This is a genomic window from Aeromonas sp. 25-AL00135, from assembly GCF_054052385.1.
The window spans coordinates 35535-55081 of the sequence record NZ_JBSTYQ010000002.1 but is presented as its reverse complement, the minus strand read 5'-3'; the positions used below and the strand labels follow the sequence as shown (position 1 = coordinate 55081).

Below are 19547 nucleotides of genomic sequence, written 5' to 3'. Positions count from 1 at the left end.
CCGAAATAGCGTTATCTGCCGAGCAGATCCACCACCGCATCGGCGGCCTGCGAGTCGGCATTGCAGCGGATCAGCTGGTGCAGCTCGGTGAAGGTGTTGACCAGCGCACTGTTGTCGTGCTCGAAGTACTTGCTCACCTCTTCCACCAGATTCTCCGGGGTGCACTCGTGCTGGATGAGTTCCGGCACCAGCATGCGACCGGCGAGCAGGTTGGGCAGAGAGACAAATTCGGTCTTTACCAGTCGCTGGGCCAGCCAATAGCTGAAGGGCTTGAGCTTGTAGCCCACCACCATCGGCTTTTTCACCAGCATGGCTTCGAGCGCTGCGGTGCCAGAGGCCAGCATCACCACGTCAGCGGCGATCATCGCCTCGCGGCCCTGCCCTTCCAGCAGCACCATGTCGAGACCCGGCGCTACCTCGGCCTTGATGGCCATAAACTGCTCACGCCGTTTCTGGTTGACCAGCGGCACGATGAAGCCGAGATCCGGATAGCGCACCGTCAGGTGTTTGCACGCCTCGAGAAACAGGGGGGACATAAAGCCCACTTCTGCGGTACGGCTGCCCGGCAGCACTGCCAGCCAGCGGCGATTGGCATCGATACCGAGGTTGCGACGCACGGCGGCCTGATCCGGCACCAATGGAATATCATCCGCCATGGTGTGACCGACAAAACGGCAAGGGGCGTCGAAGCGGTCGTAGAAGGCTTTCTCGAACGGCAGGAAGGCGAGCACCATGTCGGTAGCGGCCTTGATCTTGTGAATGCGGTTCTGGCGCCAGGCCCACACAGAGGGGCTGACATAGTGAACCGTCTTGATACCGGCGCGGCGCAGTTTCAGCTCCACTCCGATATTGAAATCCGGTGCATCCACGCCGATGAAGATATCGGGCGGATTGGCAATAAAGTGGCGCAACAGTTCGCGACGGACCTTGAGAATGCGCGGCAGACGGCCAAGCACCTCGGTGATCCCCATGACGGAGAGCTCTTCCATCTCGAACAGCGCCTTGACGCCGAGGGCCTGCATCCGCGGCCCGGCGATCCCTTCGAACTGCGCATTCGGGTAGCGGGCTTGCAGCTCGCGCACCAGACCGGCAGCCAGAATGTCGCCGGAGACCTCTCCGGCGACGATACCGATACGAACCGGATCAGGCACGGATGATCCCGCGCTCGTTATCTTTGAGGAAGTCCACATAGAGCTGGACGGCCGGTTCGGCTTGCGCCATCTCGATCAGCACCGGCAGCACCTCTTCGATGGTCTTGCCAGAGCGGAAGATCTCTTTGTAGGCACGCTTGACGGCAGAGATCGCCTCAGCGCTGAAACCGCGGCGACGCAGACCTTCAGAGTTGACCCCGAACGGCTTGGCGTAGTTGCCGGCAGCCATCACGTAAGGCGGCACGTCCTTGTTCAGGGCGGCGCAGCCACCGACGAAGGCGTGGGAGCCGACGCGGCCAAACTGATGAATGGCAGAGAGACCACCAAAGATCACGAAATCACCGATCACCACGTGGCCAGCCAGGGTCGCGTTGTTGGCGAAGATGCAGTTGTCACCAATGATGCAGTCGTGGGCAACGTGGACGTTGACCATGAACAGGTTGCCGCTGCCCACCTTGGTCAGGGATTGATCCTGAATGGTACCGCGGTGGAAGGTGCAGTTCTCGCGAATGACGTTGTTGTCGCCAATCTCGAGGAAGGTGCGCTCACCGGCGTACTTCTTGTCCTGGCAATCCTCACCGATGGAGGTGTGCTGGAAGATCTTGTTGCCGCGACCAATCTTGGTCGGGCCCTTGATCACCACATGGGAACCTACCCAGGTGTTGTCACCGATTTCCACCTCGGCGCCGATGACAGAAAAGGGGCCGATTTCAACCCCTTTACCGATCACGGCAGACTCATGGACGATGGCAGTATCGTGAATGATGGCAGTCTGGTCGATCACGTGTGTTAAACCTCGCGTTTGGCGCACATCAGCTCGGCGGTACAGACCACTTCACCGTCGACGGTAGCGACACCGGTGAACTTGGCAATACCGCGACGCTCTTTCAGGAACTCCACGTCGAGCACCAGTTGGTCACCGGGGCCGACCGGACGCTTGAAGCGAGCGTTGTCGATTGAGGCAAAATAGTAGAGTTCGTTGGGAGACGGCTTGCCCACCATGGTAAAGGCCAGGATACCGGTGGCCTGTGCCATCGCTTCCAGGATCAGTACGCCAGGGAACACCGGCTTGGCCGGGAAGTGCCCCTGGAAGATCGGCTCGTTGAACGAGACGTTCTTGATGGCGCGCAGGGTTTTGCGCTCATCGCTGATCTCGTAGTCGTCTACACGATCCACCATCAGAAACGGATAACGGTGGGGCAGCAGATCCATGATTTCCTGGATACCCAGGCTCTTCTTTTCAGTAGTCAAAACAGTACCCTATACCAATCGTGATTATTCTTGATCCAGCTTCTTCTCAAGCTTGCTTAACCGCTTGTGCATCTCTTCGATACGCATCACCCGGGCGGCGGTCTTGCGCCACTCTTTATTGGTTTGCAGAGGGATGCCGGAAGAGTAGACACCGGGCTCGGTAATGGGTCGCATCACCATGGCCATACCGGTAACGGTGGCCTGGTCGCAGATCTCCATATGCCCGTTAAAGACGGAAGCGCCGCCAATGATACAGTATTTGCCGACCTTGAGACTACCAGCCATCACGGTAGAGCCCGCCACGGCGGTGCCGTAACCGATCTCCACGTTGTGGGCGATCTGGCATTGGTTGTCGATGATGACGTTGTCAGCGATGCGGGTATCTTCCAGCGCACCGCGGTCAATGGTGGTACAGGCACCGATCTCGACCCGGTTGCCAATGGTCACACCGCCGAGCTGGGGGATCTTGATCCACTCGCCACGCTCGTTGGCATAGCCGAAACCATCGGCGCCGATCACTGTGCCGGATTGAACCAGACAGTCGGTGCCCATGGTCACATTGTGATAGAGGGTGACGTTGGCCCACAGCCGGGAGCGGGCTCCCAGCCGGGTATTTTTGCCAACAAAACAGCCCGGGCCAATGCGTACATCGTCACCCAGCACGACGCCGGATTCGATCACTGCATTGGCGCCGATGGCCACTCTCTCGCCCAGTTGCACGTCAGCCGCGATAACGGCACTCGGATGAATATCCGTGGCCGGCTGCGGGGTGGTGTCCAGCAGTTGGGCTACCCGGGCAAAACCCACATAGGGGTCTTTGAGCACCAGGGCATTGGTGGGACAAAATGGCAGATCCGCTTCGGTAATGAGCACGGCGGTCGCCTTGCTCTGCTCCAGATAGTGCCGGTACTTTTTGTTGGACAGGAAGGTGATATCCCCCTCCCCGGCCTTTTCCAGTGTCGCTACCTTGCGGATTTCCAGGGTTCCGTCGCCATGGACCTGGGCCCCCAGTTGCTGGGCCAGCTGTGCGAGAGTGAATGCCATCAATTAGTTGCTCTTGCTTACCTGAGAAATAACCTGGCCGGAGATGTCCAGCTTGCTGGCGGCATACGGGGCGGCATTGCGCTCCAGCACCAGATCGTAACCATTGCTCTTGGCGATGGAATCGATGGCAGCCTGCACCTTGGTCAGGATCTTGTTGCGCTCTTCGGACTGACGGCGACCGTTGTCCTGCTCAAAGGCTTGACGCTTCTGGTTGAACTCCATCTGCAGCTTGGCCAGCTTCTCCTGGTTCTGCTTCTTCTGCTCGGCGCTCATGAAGGCTTCATCCTTGCGGAACTTCTCGACCAGCTTCTGGCCTTCCTGTTCCAGCTTCTGCAGCTCACGCATACGCGGCTCGAATTCACCTTTCAGCTTGGCTGCAACGGCTTCACGCTGGGGCAGCTTTTGGAAGACTTCGCCCATATCCACCACGGCGATCTTGGTCTCAGCGAAGGCAGAACCCATGCCGGCAGCCATCAGTGCAAAGCTCAAACCAGCTACTTTCAACGCTTTATTCACACTTACTCCTTGTTCCCTCATGGCGAGGGCTACCTGATTTACCCGATTATGCAAGCGGCGTTAGGACCGTCTTGTTACCTGGTGAGGCACGCATACCGCGCGTCCCATCATTGAAGACCCCCACCGCATGGGTGGGGGCGAAATTCTGCTTAGAAAGTACGACCGATGTTGAAGGAGAAGACTTCGGTGCGATCCCCTTCGTATTTCTTGATCGGCTTGGCCAGGGCAAACACCAGCGGGCCCATCGGCGAGAGCCACTGCAGGGAGACACCGGCAGAGACCCGGATATTGCCCGGGTTGGAGTAGTCCTGGCTCAGATAGTTGCAATCAGAACCGGCGGCGCAAGGATATGCCCCGTTGGCAAAATCAGTGCTCCAGACGGTACCTGCGTCCATAAAGACGGTTGAACGGATCTGCGGACGATAGGTCTCGGAGACGAACGGGGTCGGGAAGACAAGCTCCAGTGAGGCGACGGCCAGAGCGTTACCCCCCACCGAGGTGTCGGAACCTTCATAGTAGCCAGTTTCACACGGCTGAGAACCAGTGCAACTGCCAGCACCCGGCTTGTTGTAGGTCTTGTAGATCGCCTTGGGACCAATGGTATTGCTCTTGAAGCCACGTACCGTATCGAAACCACCGGCATAGTAGTTCTCGAAGAACGGCAGCATGGAGTCATCGCCATAGCCGTTACCGTAGGAGACACGACCCTTGCCGATCATAACCCAGCTATGATCCGCATCGAGCGGGAAGTAGTGGGCATCTTCGGCAGAGAGCTTGTAGTACTGCAGCTCCATGCCCGGCACGGTCACCTTGGCGTTGATACGCTGACGATCGCCAGAAGTCGGGAACATCCCCTTGTTCAGGGTAGAGCGGGTCCAGCCAGCGGTGACATCAACGGTCACAAAGTCGAGGTTGGAACCATCCTGTGAGTAAGCATTCCAGAACTGATCCATCTGTACCGACTGGCGGTTATCATTCCACTGATCCCAGCAGTAGGTATTGCCATCAGTATCCGGATTGTCCTTCAGACACTCCTGATAGTTCTGGGCATTGAATGACGGACGGCTCAGCTTGGTGCTCTCGATACCGGTACTGAAGTCGAGACGGTTGAACTCGTTGACCGGGAAGCCGCTGGAGAGACGGAAACCGATGGTTTCATTCTCGTAATCAACGATATCGGCATCATCGGCGCGGAACTGGTTGTAGTAGACCCGACCACCCAGGCTGACACCATCCACGGTGAAGTAGGGGTCGTTGTAGCTCAGGTCAACGTTCTTGGAGTAGTCGTTGGTGCTGGCGTTGATGGAGACCTTTTTACCGGTACCCATAAAGTTGTCCTGGGAGATCCCCGCCTGTAGGCTCAGACCCGATTCGGTACCGTAACCGATACCTGCGTTGATGGAGCCTGCTGGCTGCTCCTTGACCTTGAAGTCGAGGTCAACCAGGTCATCGTTGCCCGGCACCCGCTTGGTGTCCACTTCGACGCTCTCGAAATAGCCAAGGCGGTTGAGACGGCTCTTGGACTGCTCGATGTTGTCGGAGGAGAGCCAGGTGCCCTCCATCTGGCGCATCTCGCGACGCAGCACCTGGTCTTCGGTGGTGGCGTTACCGCTGAAGTTGATATTGCGCACATAGACACGGGGGCCAGGCTCAACGTTGACGATCAGCTCCACTTCCTTGGTCTTGTCATTGATCTGCGGGAAGGTGACCACTTTCGGATAGGCGTAGCCGTAACGGCCGAGGAACTTGGAGAGCACCTCTTCGGTATGAGTCACCTGACTGGCGGAGTAAGTGCTGCCGGCAGCGATCGGGATCAATCCCTTCATCTCGCCACCGCGATCGATCAGGTCACCCTTGAGCTGGACACCGGAGACCTTGTACTGCTCCCCTTCCTTGATGTTGAGGGTGACGTAGACGCCCTTCTTGTCGGGGGTCATGGAGACCTGGGTTGACTCCTGCTGGAAGCGGATATAGCCGCGATCCATGTAGTAGGAGCGCAGGGTCTCGATATCACCCGCCAATTTCTGCTTCTGATAGCGCTGATCGGCGGTGAAGTTCCACCAGGGCACTTCGTCGCGCAGGGAAAGCTGGGCAATCAGCTTCTCTTCAGGGAAGACGCTGTTGCCGACGATGTTGATCTGCTGGATCTTGGCCGCTTCCCCTTCCACGAAGGTGAACTTGAGGTCGACCCGGTTGCGCGGCAACGGGGTGACGATGGCCTTGACCTTGGCGGAGTATTTACCCACGCCATAGTAGAAATCTTCAAGCCCCTTCTCGAGGGAGGTGAGCACGGTGCGATCCAGCGGATCGCCCACACGGATACCGGAGGACTCCAGACTCTGGGTCAGTTGCTCCTCTTTGATATCCTTGTTGCCGGCAAACTCGATGCTGGAGATGGTTGGACGCTCCTTGACCATCACCTGCAGCACCTGGCCATCACGGTAAACCTTCACATCCTCGAAGTTACCCGAGGCATAGAGCTTTTTGATGGCGCTGGCCAGAGCCACGGAGTCGACGGTATCACCGACCCGGATCGGCAGGTTCAACAGTGCGGCACCCAGGGTCACCCGTTGCAGACCTTCGACCTGGATATCTTGCACCACAAAAGAGGCAGGGGCCGCCTGGGCCAGGAAACTGGCACCCAGCAGGCAACTCAACACCAATGCTTTTTTAACAGCCATTTTGTTCTTATGTGTCCTTGTTGATGCTCTGGCCTCAGAGGCGAGCGAAATCGTTAAACAGCGCAATGCCCATCAATAACATCAGAATGGCGGCGCCGATCCTGAAACCCACTTCCTGTATTTTCTCTGATACCGGCTTGCCGGTGACCGCTTCGATCAGGAAATAGACCAGATGGCCACCATCGAGCACCGGCAGGGGGAACAGATTGATAATCCCCAGGTTGACGCTGATCAGCGCCAGAAAACTCAAGAAATAGACCAGACCATAGTCGGCACTGCTGCCGGCGCCCTTGGCAATGGAGATGGGGCCGCTCAGGTTGTCCAGCGACACGATGCCACCGATCAACTTGCCAATCATGTCAAAGGTGAGCGTGATCAGGCTCCAAGTCTTGTCCGCGCCATGCCACAGCGCCTGCAAAGGCCCATACTGTAACAGAATTCGATATTCATCCGGTAATGGAACCAGTTGCGGCGAGAGACCGACAAATCCTACCAGCTTGCCCTGCAACTTGCGGCTATCCGGGGTCAGGGTCACGTTGAGATCACTGTTGTTGCGCTCAACCACCACTTGCAGGGGTTCGCCCGGAGCCTGCTGCACCAGTTCGACAAACTGGGCCCACGCGGTAATAGGCTGATCGCCGACCTGTTTGATACGGTCACCGACCTGTAACCCCGCCTTTTCACTGGCACTCTTGGCCACCACGGCAGCCACGACTGGCAGCACTTTGCCACTCAGGGGGATAATTCCCAAGCTGCCGATGGGCGACTCTTTATCCGGATCGAAGGTCCAGCCGGTCAGCGACAAGGTTTTGTCGGTGGCATAGCTGGTATTGGGTGCCTGCACCTTGAGAGTCACAGCATCATCACCCAGATGGCTGATAAGGGCGTAGGTGACGCTCTCCCAGTCACCGGTCTGCTCATCGCCGACCCCGACAATCTCCATCCCCGGCAGCACACCCGCCTCGGCCACGATGGATGCCGGACGCACCTCACCGATCACCGGCTTGACGCTCGGCACCCCGATGATAAACATCAGCCAGAGGGCAAACAGGGCAAACACGAAGTTGGCCATGGGACCTGCGGCAACAATCGCCATCCGCGCCCAGACACTCTTGTGGTTGAAGGCATACTGCTCGTCACCGGGCTTGAGTTCATCGACCCGGCCATCGAGCATCTTGACGTAACCACCGAGCGGGATCAGCGCCAGCACATATTCGGTGCCATCCTTACCCATCCGGCGCCAGATCGCTTTGCCAAAACCGATGGAGAAGCGCTCAACCTTGACGCCACAGCGACGGGCCACCCAGAAGTGACCAAACTCGTGCACCGCGACCAGCAGGCCCAGCGCAACAACAAAAGCACCGATATTCCACAACACACCGCTCATCAGCCAAGCTCCTCAATCAAAGTGTGAGCACGGGCTCTTGCCGCACCGTCCAGGGCAAACAGATCATCAAGCGAGCCGACGGCGCTGCTCTCCAGCGCCAGCATCACTGCCTCGTTGATCCGGGCAATATCCATAAAACCGATGCGCCCGGCCAGGAAGGCGGCAACCGCCTCTTCATTGGCCGCATTGAGCGCAGTAGTCGCTGCTTGCCCCTTGTGGCAGGCATTGATGGCCAGTGCCAGGCAGGGATAGCGATCGTAATCAGGCCGGATAAAGCTGAACTCTCCGACACTGAAGAAATCCAAAGGTTCCACGCTGGAAGGGATGCGATTGGGATAGGCCAGCGCGTGGGCGATAGGAGTGCACATATCGGGGTTGCCGAGCTGGGCTAGCACGGAGCCATCCTTGTACTGCACCATGGAGTGGATCACCGATTGCGGGTGGATCACCACCTGGATCTGCTCGGGCGCCGCGTTGAACAACCAGCGCGCCTCGATGTACTCCAGCCCCTTGTTGATCATGGTGGCGGAGTCGACCGAAATCTTGGCCCCCATCGACCAGTTGGGGTGGGCGATGGCCTGCGCCGGCGTCACCTTCGCCAGCTCGCTGATCTCGGTGTAACGGAACGGGCCGCCAGAACCGGTCAGCAAAATCTTGCTGATCCCCGCCGCCGCCAGATCGCAAAAACCGGGCTGGCGCTGCACGGCGGTCGGCAGACACTGGAAAATGGCATTATGTTCGCTGTCGATGGGCAGCAGCTCGGCGCCATGTTCGCGCACGGCTTCCATGAAGAAAGCACCGGACATCACCAGCGCCTCCTTGTTGGCCAGCAAAATACGCTTGCCGGCACGTACCGCGGCCATGGTCGGGGCCAGACCAGCCGCACCGACAATGGCGGCCATCACGCTATGGGCGTCCGGGTGAGCGGCCACATCGCAGAGGGCTGCTGCACCAGACATGACCCGGGTCGCACAGCCGTGCGCTTTCAAACGGGCAGCGAGTTCACGGGCGGCATCCTCATCGACCATCACGGCAAAACGGGGGGAGAATTCGAGGCAGTCCCGCAACATGGCATCCACATTGCGGGCGGCGGTCAACGCCAACACTTGCCAACTGCCCGGGTTATGGCGCAGCACTTTCAAGGTACTCTGACCAATGGAGCCGGAGGCTCCCAGAATAACCAGTGACTTGTGCATCAAAACTCCTGACTGAGTAGCAGATAACTGAGCAGAAACACCGGCAGAGCGGCGGTCAGGCTGTCGATCCGGTCGAGAATACCGCCATGACCCGGCAGCAGGGTGCCGGAGTCCTTGATGCCCGCTTCGCGCTTGAACATGCTCTCGGTCAGATCACCGAGTACGGAGGCAAGCACCGCCAGCAGAGAGCAAAACAGCACGGTGATCATCTTGGCAGGAACAAATCCCATCGACCAAGTAACGCCGATAGCCAGCAGGCTGGCGGTAAAGAGGCCGCCGCACATCCCTTCGATGGTTTTGCCCGGACTCACAGCCGGTGCCAACTTGTGCTTACCGAACGCCTTGCCGAAAAAATACGCGCCAGAATCTGCCGCCCAGACCAGTCCCATCACGAACAACAGGATCCAGGCGCCCATCATGGGGTCATGGTAAAAGTTGTAACCACGGATGGCGACCAGCGACCAGAAGAAGGGAACCAGGGTCACCAGACCAAACAGCGACTTGAGCCAGATAGACTCTTTCCACAGCTTGGCGCTTTGGGGATAACGCAGCACCAGCAGCAGACCCAGCAACCACCAGCTTACCGCGGTCCAGAGCACGCCCATCACGAGGGGGGGCAGGTGGGGCGTCCAGAGTTGCTCCACCGGCAGCCAAAAGAGGCTGGCACCGAGCAACAGACAAAATACGATGGGTAACCATTGTTGCGGAGCAGCAGAGACAAACCCACTCCATTCGCGACTGGCCAACAAAAACACCAGCGCAGCCAACAGGGCAAAAAATTTCAATGGCAGAAAGAAGAGCGCCCCCAACACCAGGGGGATCAACATCAAAGCAGTAATAATTCGTTGTTTTAGCAAAAGAAACCTCTCTCTTGGGAGCGGGGTTTAGCCGGTCTGCTGCTCGGCGATCAATTCCCGTATCTGTTCACCCGTGCAACCGAAGCGACGCTCGCGGGCAACGAAAGAGGCGACCGCCTCACTGAACTCGGCCTCGTTGAAATCGGGCCACAATACCGGGGTAAAATAGAGCTCGGCATAGGCGAGCTGCCATAACACAAAGTTGCTGATGCGATGATCGCCACCGGTGCGGATCAACAGGTCCACGGGTGGCAGATCGGCCATGCAAACCTCACGGGTCAACATGGATTCATCAATGTCGTCAGCGGCCAGTTCACCGGCCGCCACTGCTTTAGCCAGCTTGCGGGCCGCCTGGGCGATATCCCACTGGCCGCCATAGTTGGCCGCAATGTTCAGGGTCAACCCCTTGTTATTGGCGGTCAAGGCTTCCGCCTTGGCGATTTTGGCCTGCAACCGCTCACTAAAGCGAGCAGTATCGCCAATCACCTTGAGCCGGATCCCGTTGTTGTGCAGTTTCTGCACCTCACGACCCAGCACTGTGATGAACAGTTCCATCAAGGCACTGACCTCCCCTTCCGGGCGGCGCCAGTTCTCGCTGGAGAATGCAAACAGGGTCAATGCCTCGATCTTGGCACGCGCAGCAAAGGTAACGGCCTCGCGCACTGACTTGACGCCCGCCTTGTGGCCATAAACCCGCATCTTGCCTCGGTTCTGGGCCCAGCGACCGTTACCATCCATGATGATGGCGACGTGACGGGGTAAAGACGAGTTGGCACAATCACCCAACGCAGCCAAAAGCGACATGTAATTCTCCCACAAAGACAAAAGCGCCGTGCAGGGGCACTACACGGCGCTCGTAATATACCTTTCAGACGGTTAGATTTCCATTAGCTCCTTCTCCTTTACGGCAAGGGCCTCATCGACCAGCTTGATGTAGGAGTCGGTCAGTTTCTGGATCTCTTCCTGGGCGCGACGGTCGTCGTCTTCGGAGATCTCTTTGTCCTTCAGCAACGCTTTCAGGTCAGCGTTGGCGTCACGACGGATGTTGCGCACGGCAACACGGGCATTTTCAGCTTCGGCACGGACGATCTTGGTCAGGTCACGACGACGCTCTTCGGTCAGCGGCGGCAGCGGCACACGCAAGGTCTGGCCATTGCTGGACGGGTTCAGGCCCAGATCGGAGGTCAGGATCGCCTTCTCTACCGCCTGGATCATGGAGCGGTCAAAAATGGAGATGGAGAGGGTGCGAGCATCTTCTGCCACGACGTTGGCCAACTGTTTCAGCGGAGTGGCAGCACCGTAATACTCAACCTGGATGCCGTCGAGCAGGCTCGGGTGAGCGCGGCCGGTACGGATCTTGGACATTTGAGTCTTGAGCGCTTCTACGCTCTTGCCCATGCGCTCCTTGGCGTCGTTTTTAATCTCGTTGATCACAGTGGTTTTCCTTTTGGCGAACGAGCCGCTACACGGCCCGTGTCTATCTTATTTACTGACGTGATGGATAGGATAAGAGCGCCAGGTGGCTCACTTTTATCTTATTTACCAACGTGGTGGATCAGAGTGCCTTCCGGTTCACCCATGACAACCCGGCGCAGGGCACCCGGTTTGTTCATGTTGAACACGCGGATCGGCAGATCATGGTCACGTGCCAGGGTAAAGGCAGCAAGATCCATCACCTTGAGCTCTTTTTCAAGAACTTCATCATAACTCAGTTCATGATACAGCACGGCATCCGGATTCTTGACCGGATCTTCGTTGTATACACCATCAACCTTGGTGGCTTTGAGCACCACGTCAGCTTCGATCTCGATCCCGCGCAGGCAAGCCGCAGAATCGGTAGTGAAGAAGGGGTTGCCGGTACCGGCAGAGAAGATAACGACTTTGCCAGCACGCAGCTGGCTGATTGCCTCGGCCCAGCTGTAGGAGTCGCAGACGCCCTGCAGGGAGATGGCAGACATCAGACGGGCATTCACATAAGCACGATGCAGGGCATCACGCATGGCCAGACCGTTCATCACGGTTGCCAGCATACCCATGTGGTCGCCCACCACGCGGTTCATGCCCGCTTTGGCAAGACCGGCACCACGGAACAGGTTGCCGCCACCGATGACCAGACCGACCTGAACACCCAACTCAACCAGTTCTTTGATCTCTTGGGCCATCCGCTCCAGCACCGCCGGATCAATGCCGAAACCCTCGGATCCTTGCAGGGCTTCACCACTCAACTTCAGAAGAACACGTCTGTATGCAGGTTTGGGATTGGTACTCATGTCACTGATTCCTGGTCATATAAAGACCGCGACATAAGTCGCGGTCTGGGGAAACGGAAAAACCGGTTCGATTAGGCCTTTTGAGCGGCCGCGATTTGGGCTGCAACTTCAGCAGCGAAATCGGTCTCTTGCTTCTCGATGCCTTCGCCCACTTCGAAACGGGTGAAGGAGACAACGTCAGCGCCTTCTTTCTTCAGCAGCTCGGCAACGGTCATGGAAGGATCTTTCACGAACGGTTGACCAGTCAGGGAAACCTCACCGGTGAACTTCTTCATGCGGCCTTCAACCATCTTCTCGGCGATCTCTTTCGGCTTGCCGGAGTTGATGGCGATGTCGATCTGGATTTCGCGCTCTTTGGCAACGACTTCAGCAGACACGTCTTCAGGCTTGACGAATTGCGGGCTGTTGGCAGCAACGTGCATGGCCAGATCTTTGGCCAGCTCGGCAGAACCACCGGTCAGCTTGGTGATAACACCAATGCGGGAACCGTGAACGTAGGTACCCAGGTTGTCACCTTCAACCAGCATCACGCGACGCAGGTTCATGTTCTCACCGATCTTGGCGATCAGGTTGGTGATGGTCAGCTCGACGGATTCGCCGTTACCGAAGTCAGCGGCTTTCAGCGCGTCAACGTCAGCAATTTTCTGGGTCGCAGCGATGTCAGCGATCTTCTGGCCCATTGCCATGAAGCTGGCATCTTTGGCGACGAAGTCGGTTTCGCTGTTCAGCTCGATCATGACGGCAACGTTGCCTTCGGTGCGAGCAAAGATAACGCCTTCAGCGGCGATACGGCCAGCTTTCTTGGCGGCTTTGGCCTGACCGGATTTGCGCATGTTCTCAATTGCCAGCTCGATATCACCAGCAGCTTCTTCCAGTGCTTTTTTGCAATCCATCATGCCAGCGGCAGTGCGCTCGCGCAGTTCTTTTACCAGGGCGGCAGTAACGTTAGCCATGTCCAGTATCCTCGGTCTTGAATTGACAAGAAACAGGGGCCACAAGGGCCCCTGCTAACCAATTACATCAGCTTGGTTAATAAGGGCTTTGCAGTCCTTATCAATTACTCAGCTTCAACGAAGCCATCTTGTTCAGCTTGAACAACGATGTCCTGAGCGCGAGCTTCCAGTACGGTGTCAGCAGCAGCATTCAGGTACAGCTGAACAGCACGGATAGCGTCGTCGTTACCCGGGATGACGTAATCAACGCCGTCCGGGTTGGAGTTGGTATCAACGATGGAAACTACCGGGATACCCAGGTTGTTGGCTTCTTTGATAGCGATGTGCTCGTGGTCGGCATCGACAACGAACAGAACGTCAGGCAGGCCGCCCATGTTCTTGATACCACCCAGGCTCTTCTCCAGCTTTTCCATTTCGCGAGTACGCATCAGCGCCTCTTTCTTGGTCAGCTTGTCGAAGGTACCGTCTTGGCTCTGGGTTTCCAGATCTTTCAGGCGCTTGATGGACTGACGAACGGTTTTCCAGTTGGTCAGCATGCCGCCCAGCCAGCGGTGGTTAACATAGAACTGGTCGCAACGCTCAGCGGCTTCTTTTACGGCTTCAGACGCGGCACGCTTGGTACCTACGAACAGTACCTTGCCTTTCTTGGCAGCTACGGAGCTGATGAAGTTCATGGCATCGTCAAACATCGGAACGGTTTTTTCCAGGTTGATGATGTGAACTTTGCTGCGGGCACCGAAGATGTAGGATTTCATTTTCGGGTTCCAGTAACGAGTCTGGTGACCGAAGTGAACGCCGGCTTGCAGCATGTCGCGCATAGAAACTTTAGCCATTTTATACCTCTGTATTGGGGTTAGGCCTCCACACATCCCATATAACCGACCCGTTAAGGCACCCCGGCATATGTGTCGATGTGTGTGTGTTGTTTAAGTAAGGGTGATGAAATCGGGACGCAAGTTCCCCATTCCGGCGCGCTTTATACCATAACTTTGTTCAGGACACCACCGGCCGACACCCTAAACAGGTGTAAATATGGATCCCGCCAGAGGATGCTGCGACGCCGATTTGACGTTGTGATGACAATCACACTGGAAGTACGCGGGGGTTGCGGATAAAATTTTGCCCTGATTGCAAACGCATCTATTTTTCATTACCTGTCCTGTCTGCCCTCGCAGGCCCAGCGGCAGGCCGCAAGAGAGATCCCATGTCCATTAAAATCAAGACACCGGAAGAGATTGAAAAGATGCGCGTTGCCGGCCAATTGGCCGCCGATGTGCTGGTCATGATTGCGCCCCATGTCAAAGCTGGCGTCACCACTGACGAACTGAACACCCTCTGCCACGACTATATTGTCGACGTACAACAGGCGGTTCCAGCTCCGCTCAACTACCACGGCTTCCCCAAATCCATCTGCACCTCGGTAAACGATGTGATCTGCCACGGTATCCCGAATCACAAGAAGCTGCGCGATGGCGACATCATCAACCTGGATATCACCGTCATCAAGGATGGCTACCACGGCGATACCTCGGCCATGTTCATCGTGGGGGAAACCACCCCGCTGCGCCGCCAGCTCTGCAAGGTTGCGCAAGAGAGCCTCTACGCTGCCATCAAGAAGGTACGTCCGGGTGCCTGCATCACCGAAATTGGCGCCGTGATCCAGCCCATCGTCGAGAAGGTCGGCTTCTCCGTGGTGCGTGACTACTGCGGCCACGGCATCGGTGCCGAGTTCCACGAAGAGCCGCAGATCCTGCACTACCGCAACAGTGGCAAGCTGGAGCTGAAAGCAGGCATGTGCTTCACCATCGAGCCGATGGTCAACAGCAAGAAGTATCACTGCAAGGTCAATCCGAAGGATGGCTGGACCGTGACCACCAAGGATGGCGGCGACTCCGCCCAGTGGGAACACACCCTGCTGGTGACCGAGGATGGCTGCGAGGTACTGACCCTGCGCCCGGACGACACTATCGACCGCTTCATCAAACACAGCTAACATCGAACCCCGGCCCTTGTGAAAAGCGCCGGGGTTTTTACTGCCTGTTTCAGCCAGATGCCTGCCACTTGTGTGTGAGATGCCATGGACGCCAGCCTGCTTTCCCCTCATCTGTTACCCGACGACCAGCTCACCCGCGATAACTGCAAAGAGTACCTGAGCCGCTTTCTCGGCTGGCTGCACGCCCGTTTCGATGCCGGTGACAACATCATCGAGCTGGTTGCCACCCGCTCCGAATACATGGATCAGTTGCTCTGCCGCCTGTGGCAGAAGTTTGGCTTCGACAAGAGCGACCTGACCCTGATCGCGGTGGGGGGCTATGGCCGCGGCGAGCTGCACCCCCACTCCGATATCGACCTGCTGATCCTCTATGACGGCGACGAACTGGACGAAGTGTTGGGACTACGCATTGGCGAGTTCATCACCCTGTTGTGGGATCTCAAGCTGGAGGTGGGTCAGGCGGTGCGCAACGTGGCGGAGTGCCTCGAGCAGGGGCGCGCCGATATTACGGTCGCCACCAACCTCATCGAGGCCCGCTACATCACAGGTCGCCAGGAGGGTTTCCGGCAACTCAAGGAGGCGACCAGCCCCCAGCACTTCTGGCCAAGTGAAGCCTTCTTTCGTGCCAAGCGCCAAGAGCAGGCGGAGCGGCACCAGCAGTTTCTCGGTACCGCCTACAAACTGGAGCCGGATCTCAAGTGCAATCCGGGCGGCCTGCGCGACATTCAGACCCTGGCCTGGGTCGCCCGTCGCCACTTCGGCGCCACCACCTTGTTCGAGATGACCAGCCACGGCTTTCTCAACCGCGCCGAGTACCGCGAGCTGCTCGACTGCCAGAACTTCCTCTGGAAGGTGCGCTTTGCCCTACATATGGCCATCAACAAGGGGGACAACCGCCTGCTGTTCGACCGCCAGCGCACCGTGGCCCAGATGCTGGGCTTCGAGGGGGAAGGGAACGCTCCGGTCGAGCAGATGATGAAGCGCTTCTACCAGACGGTGCGGCGGGTCGCCGAACTCAACGAGATGCTGCTGCAACTGTTTGACGAGGCGATCCTCGGCAACAGCGCCATGGATGTGCGCCGCCTCTCCGACGAGTTCCAGCTCCGTGGCCGCCTCATCGATGCGGTCGATGCCGAGCTGTTTGCCCGTGAACCGGTCGCTATTCTGCGTCTCTTCTATCAGATGGCCCAGCATCCCGAGATTGCAGGCATCCACTCCGCCACCCTACGCCAGCTGCGCGAGGCGCGCCGCAAGCTCAACTGCTGGCTGCAGGAGTTGCCGGACTGCCGCCGCCTGTTTATGGCGCTGCTGCGCCATCCCAACGGCATCGGCCTGCCGCTTACCCTGATGCACAAATACGGCATCCTCGCTGCCTATCTGCCGCAATGGAACCTCATCGTCGGCCAGATGCAGTTTGACATGTTCCACGCCTATACGGTGGATGAGCACACCCACCGGCTGCTCAAGAACATTCACCAGTTCCCCAATCCGGCCAGTCGCCAGAGCCACCCGCTCTGCCACGAGGTCTTCACCCGGCTGCGCAAACCGGAGCTGCTCAGCATCGCCGCCCTGTTCCACGACATCGCCAAAGGGCGGCGCGGCGATCACTCGGAGCTCGGCGCCGTCGATGCGCTGGAGTTCTGCCAGTTGCACGGTCTGGATCGCTACGAGAGTCGACTGGTCGCCTGGCTGGTGCGCCACCATCTGCTGATGTCGGTTACCGCCCAGCGCCGCGATATCTATGACCCCGACGTGGTCACCGACTTTGCCCAGAAGGTGCGCGACGAGCAGCATCTTGACCTGCTCTACTGCCTTACCGTGGCTGATATCTGCGCCACCAACGACACCCTGTGGAACGACTGGAAGGGCACCCTGCTGCGGGAGCTCTACTTCGCGACCCAGAAGGCGCTGCGCCAGGGGCTGGAGAACCCGCCCGACATGCGGCTGCGCATTCGCGAAAACCAGCGTCAGGCCAAGCAACTGCTTGCGCAACGGGATGTATCGGAAGAGGCGATCAATCAGCTCTGGGCCGATTTCAAGGCCGACTACTTCCTGCGCCACAGCCCGGAGCAGATCGCCTGGCACTGCCGCCACATCATCGAGCATGGCGACAATCCGGCACCGCTGGTGATCATCGGCAAACACCCGACCCGCGGCGGCAGCGAGGTATTTATCTACTGCCGCGATACCCCGAATCTGTTTGCCACCGTCGCCTCGGCGCTGGATCAGAAGAACCTCAACATCCACGACGCCCAGATCATGAACTCGCGCAGCAACTATGTACTCGATACCTTCGTGGTGCTGGAGCCGAGCGGCGAACCCATCAGCCCCAACCGCACAGCCACCATCAAGAAGGCGTTGGAGAAGGCGCTGCAGGAGCCGGGCAAGCTGGTGCTGCGCAACAAGCCGCTGTCGCGGCGCCACCGCCAGTTCAGCGTGCCGACCCGGGTAGTCTTTCTGCCCCACAAAGGGGAAAGCCGTCACACCCTGATGGAGCTGACTGCCCTCGATACCCCCGGTCTGCTGGCGCGGATCGGTGCCGTTTTCCAGCAGTGCGGACTGTCGCTGCACGCCGCCAAAATTGCCACTTTCGGTGAGAGGGTCGAGGACTTTTTCAGCCTGACCAGCCTCGATGGCGAGCCACTGACGGCGGAGCAGCAAAAACAGCTGGAAGAGCGACTGGTACACCAACTCAACCCCCAGCAGTCGGTGCTGGATTAAGCGCAGAGTGATTCGAAAGAGGCTGGTTGCCGGGCGTTTTTTGCCATGCCAAACAACTGGTTGGCACACACCGGATGAAGAAATGACCGCTGGCCGGAAGAATTCCGGTCAACCCCTTAAAAACAGTCGGAAAAGTGTGATACAACAAACAGAATTTTTTAAAGGAAACCTGTCATGACCGAGTTGCAACAGATCATTGAAGCGGCCTTCGAGCGCCGCGACACCATTACTCCGGGCTCCGTGGATAGCGCCACCAAGTCCGCCATCCTGCAAGCCATCGACCTGCTGGACTCCGGCAAGGCGCGGGTTGCCGAGAAGATCGCCGGTGAGTGGGTTGTCCATCAGTGGTTGAAGAAAGCGGTACTGCTCTACTTCCGCATCAACGACAACGGCATCATCAAGGGCGACGATGCCCAGTACTACGACAAGGTTCCCCTCAAGTTCTCCAACTACACTGCCGAGCAGTTCAAGGAAGCGGGTGTGCGCGTGGTGCCGCCGGCAACAGCCCGCAAAGGCTCTTTTATCGCCCCCAATACCGTGCTGATGCCCTCCTATGTCAACATCGGCGCCTTCGTTGACGAAGGTACCATGGTCGATACCTGGGCTACTGTCGGCTCTTGCGCCCAGATCGGTAAGAACGTCCACCTCTCCGGCGGCGTCGGCATCGGCGGCGTACTGGAACCGCTGCAGGCCAACCCGACCATCATCGAAGACAACTGCTTTATCGGCGCCCGCTCCGAAGTGGTTGAAGGGGTGATCGTTGAGGAAGGTTCCGTCATCTCCATGGGCGTCTTTATCGGCCAGTCCACCCGCATCTATGACCGCGAAACCGGCGAAATTCACTACGGCCGCGTACCGGCTGGCTCTGTAGTCGTCTCCGGCTCCCTGCCCTCCAAGTGCGGCAAGTACAGCCTCTACGCGGCGGTGATCGTCAAAAAGGTCGATGCCAAAACCCGTGCCAAAGTCGGCATCAACGCTCTGCTGCGCTCCATCGACGAGTAATCAGCATTGCTGTGATGAAAGGGCGCCTGATGGCGCCCTTTTCATTTTGGCGCCCCTGTCACAGGCAAGCCATGAGGCATCGGTTAAGATGGATGGGACAGGATCGTTTCAAACCGAGGAAGCCTGATGTACGAGAATCTGAAGAGCCTGGGAATCCAGGATCCCGCCTCCGTCGACAGCTACACCCTGCGCCAGGAGGCCAACCACGACATCCTCAAGATCTACTTCAAGAAGCAGAAGGGCGAGTTCTTCGCCAAGAGTGTCAAATTCAAGTATCCCCGCCAGCGCAAGACTATGCTGGTCGATTCCGGTACCCATGAGTACAAGGATGTCACCGAGATCAACGCCAACCTCAAGTATGTGGTGGATGAGCTGGACAACCTGACCCAGGGCGTCCATCAGCAAGCCGACCCGGACATCAAGCAGAAGATCCTGCGCGACCTGCGCCATCTGGAAAAAGTGGTACAGAACAAGATCAGCGAGATTGAGCGGGATCTGGAGAAACTCTAACCCTCCCCCCTCTTG

At 58.0% G+C, this 19547-nt stretch carries 18 protein-coding genes; 4 read left to right on the top strand and 14 right to left on the bottom strand.

Annotation, left to right across the window (positions count from 1 at the left end; translation table 11 throughout):
- Window positions 1-11: 11 nt before the first annotated feature.
- The 14 genes from lpxB to rpsB form a co-directional block, all read right to left on the bottom strand.
- The gene (gene lpxB, locus ACW5XC_RS01825) at window positions 12-1151 is read right to left on the bottom strand and encodes a lipid-A-disaccharide synthase (RefSeq protein WP_042055122.1); all 1140 of its coding nucleotides are present in this window, start codon (window positions 1149-1151) and stop codon (window positions 12-14) included.
- Window positions 1144-1935 (bottom strand): acyl-ACP--UDP-N-acetylglucosamine O-acyltransferase, encoded by a 792-nt coding sequence (lpxA, locus tag ACW5XC_RS01820; protein WP_005338557.1) that lies wholly within the window; start codon window positions 1933-1935, stop codon window positions 1144-1146. The genes lpxB and lpxA overlap by 8 nt, the downstream gene beginning before the upstream one ends.
- Before the next feature lie 5 nt (window positions 1936-1940).
- Window positions 1941-2402, bottom strand: coding sequence for a 3-hydroxyacyl-ACP dehydratase FabZ (gene fabZ / locus ACW5XC_RS01815; RefSeq protein WP_005338559.1), 462 nt, complete (start codon window positions 2400-2402; stop codon window positions 1941-1943).
- Window positions 2403-2426: 24 nt separating this feature from the next.
- Window positions 2427-3446 carry a UDP-3-O-(3-hydroxymyristoyl)glucosamine N-acyltransferase gene (gene lpxD, locus ACW5XC_RS01810; protein WP_005338561.1) on the bottom strand — a complete coding sequence of 340 codons (1020 nt, stop codon included), beginning with the start codon at window positions 3444-3446 and terminating at the stop codon, window positions 2427-2429.
- Between the two features lie 3 nt (window positions 3447-3449).
- The gene (locus tag ACW5XC_RS01805) at window positions 3450-3962 is read right to left on the bottom strand and encodes an OmpH family outer membrane protein (protein ID WP_005338563.1); all 513 of its coding nucleotides are present in this window, start codon (window positions 3960-3962) and stop codon (window positions 3450-3452) included.
- Window positions 3963-4111: 149 nt separating this feature from the next.
- Window positions 4112-6643 carry an outer membrane protein assembly factor BamA gene (gene bamA / locus ACW5XC_RS01800; protein WP_042055119.1) on the bottom strand — a complete coding sequence of 844 codons (2532 nt, stop codon included), beginning with the start codon at window positions 6641-6643 and terminating at the stop codon, window positions 4112-4114.
- Window positions 6644-6677: 34 nt separating this feature from the next.
- Window positions 6678-8030: a sigma E protease regulator RseP gene (gene rseP, locus ACW5XC_RS01795; RefSeq protein ID WP_042055117.1), complete on the bottom strand. Its 1353-nt coding sequence runs from the start codon at window positions 8028-8030 to the stop codon at window positions 6678-6680.
- Complete coding sequence (gene ispC / locus ACW5XC_RS01790) at window positions 8030-9226, bottom strand: 1-deoxy-D-xylulose-5-phosphate reductoisomerase (protein ID WP_042055115.1); 1197 nt, start codon at window positions 9224-9226, stop codon at window positions 8030-8032. Before ispC ends, rseP begins: the two co-directional genes overlap by 1 nt.
- Complete coding sequence (locus tag ACW5XC_RS01785) at window positions 9226-10083, bottom strand: phosphatidate cytidylyltransferase (protein ID WP_042055113.1); 858 nt, start codon at window positions 10081-10083, stop codon at window positions 9226-9228. The genes ispC and ACW5XC_RS01785 overlap by 1 nt, the downstream gene beginning before the upstream one ends.
- 27 nt (window positions 10084-10110) lie before the next feature.
- Window positions 10111-10887, bottom strand: coding sequence for a polyprenyl diphosphate synthase (gene uppS / locus ACW5XC_RS01780; protein WP_005338574.1), 777 nt, complete (start codon window positions 10885-10887; stop codon window positions 10111-10113).
- A gap of 72 nt (window positions 10888-10959) precedes the next feature.
- Entirely contained in the window at window positions 10960-11517 is a 558-nt protein-coding gene (gene frr, locus ACW5XC_RS01775; protein ID WP_042055110.1) for a ribosome recycling factor, read from the bottom strand.
- A 101-nt stretch (window positions 11518-11618) separates the two neighbouring features.
- Window positions 11619-12353 carry a UMP kinase gene (gene pyrH / locus ACW5XC_RS01770; RefSeq protein ID WP_005338577.1) on the bottom strand — a complete coding sequence of 245 codons (735 nt, stop codon included), beginning with the start codon at window positions 12351-12353 and terminating at the stop codon, window positions 11619-11621.
- Window positions 12354-12424: 71 nt separating this feature from the next.
- Window positions 12425-13306 (bottom strand): translation elongation factor Ts, encoded by an 882-nt coding sequence (tsf, locus tag ACW5XC_RS01765; RefSeq protein WP_005338578.1) that lies wholly within the window; start codon window positions 13304-13306, stop codon window positions 12425-12427.
- A gap of 104 nt (window positions 13307-13410) precedes the next feature.
- On the bottom strand, window positions 13411-14139 hold the full coding sequence (gene rpsB / locus ACW5XC_RS01760) for a 30S ribosomal protein S2 (RefSeq protein ID WP_005303470.1): 729 nt from the start codon (window positions 14137-14139) through the stop codon (window positions 13411-13413).
- 371 nt (window positions 14140-14510) lie between these two features.
- On the opposite strand from rpsB, the gene map reads away from it, so the two are divergent.
- The 4 genes from map to ACW5XC_RS01740 all read left to right on the top strand — a co-directional run bounded on the left by map (window position 14511) and on the right by ACW5XC_RS01740 (window position 19532).
- Entirely contained in the window at window positions 14511-15299 is a 789-nt protein-coding gene (map, locus tag ACW5XC_RS01755) for a type I methionyl aminopeptidase (protein WP_042055107.1), read from the top strand.
- A gap of 84 nt (window positions 15300-15383) precedes the next feature.
- Window positions 15384-18020, top strand: a complete 2637-nt coding sequence (glnD, locus tag ACW5XC_RS01750; protein WP_042055103.1) for a bifunctional uridylyltransferase/uridylyl-removing protein GlnD — start codon at window positions 15384-15386, stop codon at window positions 18018-18020.
- Window positions 18021-18194: 174 nt separating this feature from the next.
- Window positions 18195-19022 carry a 2,3,4,5-tetrahydropyridine-2,6-dicarboxylate N-succinyltransferase gene (gene dapD / locus ACW5XC_RS01745; RefSeq protein WP_005338581.1) on the top strand — a complete coding sequence of 276 codons (828 nt, stop codon included), beginning with the start codon at window positions 18195-18197 and terminating at the stop codon, window positions 19020-19022.
- A 126-nt stretch (window positions 19023-19148) separates the two neighbouring features.
- Window positions 19149-19532 (top strand): DUF3461 family protein, encoded by a 384-nt coding sequence (locus ACW5XC_RS01740; RefSeq protein WP_005338583.1) that lies wholly within the window; start codon window positions 19149-19151, stop codon window positions 19530-19532.
- Window positions 19533-19547 lie beyond the last annotated feature (15 nt).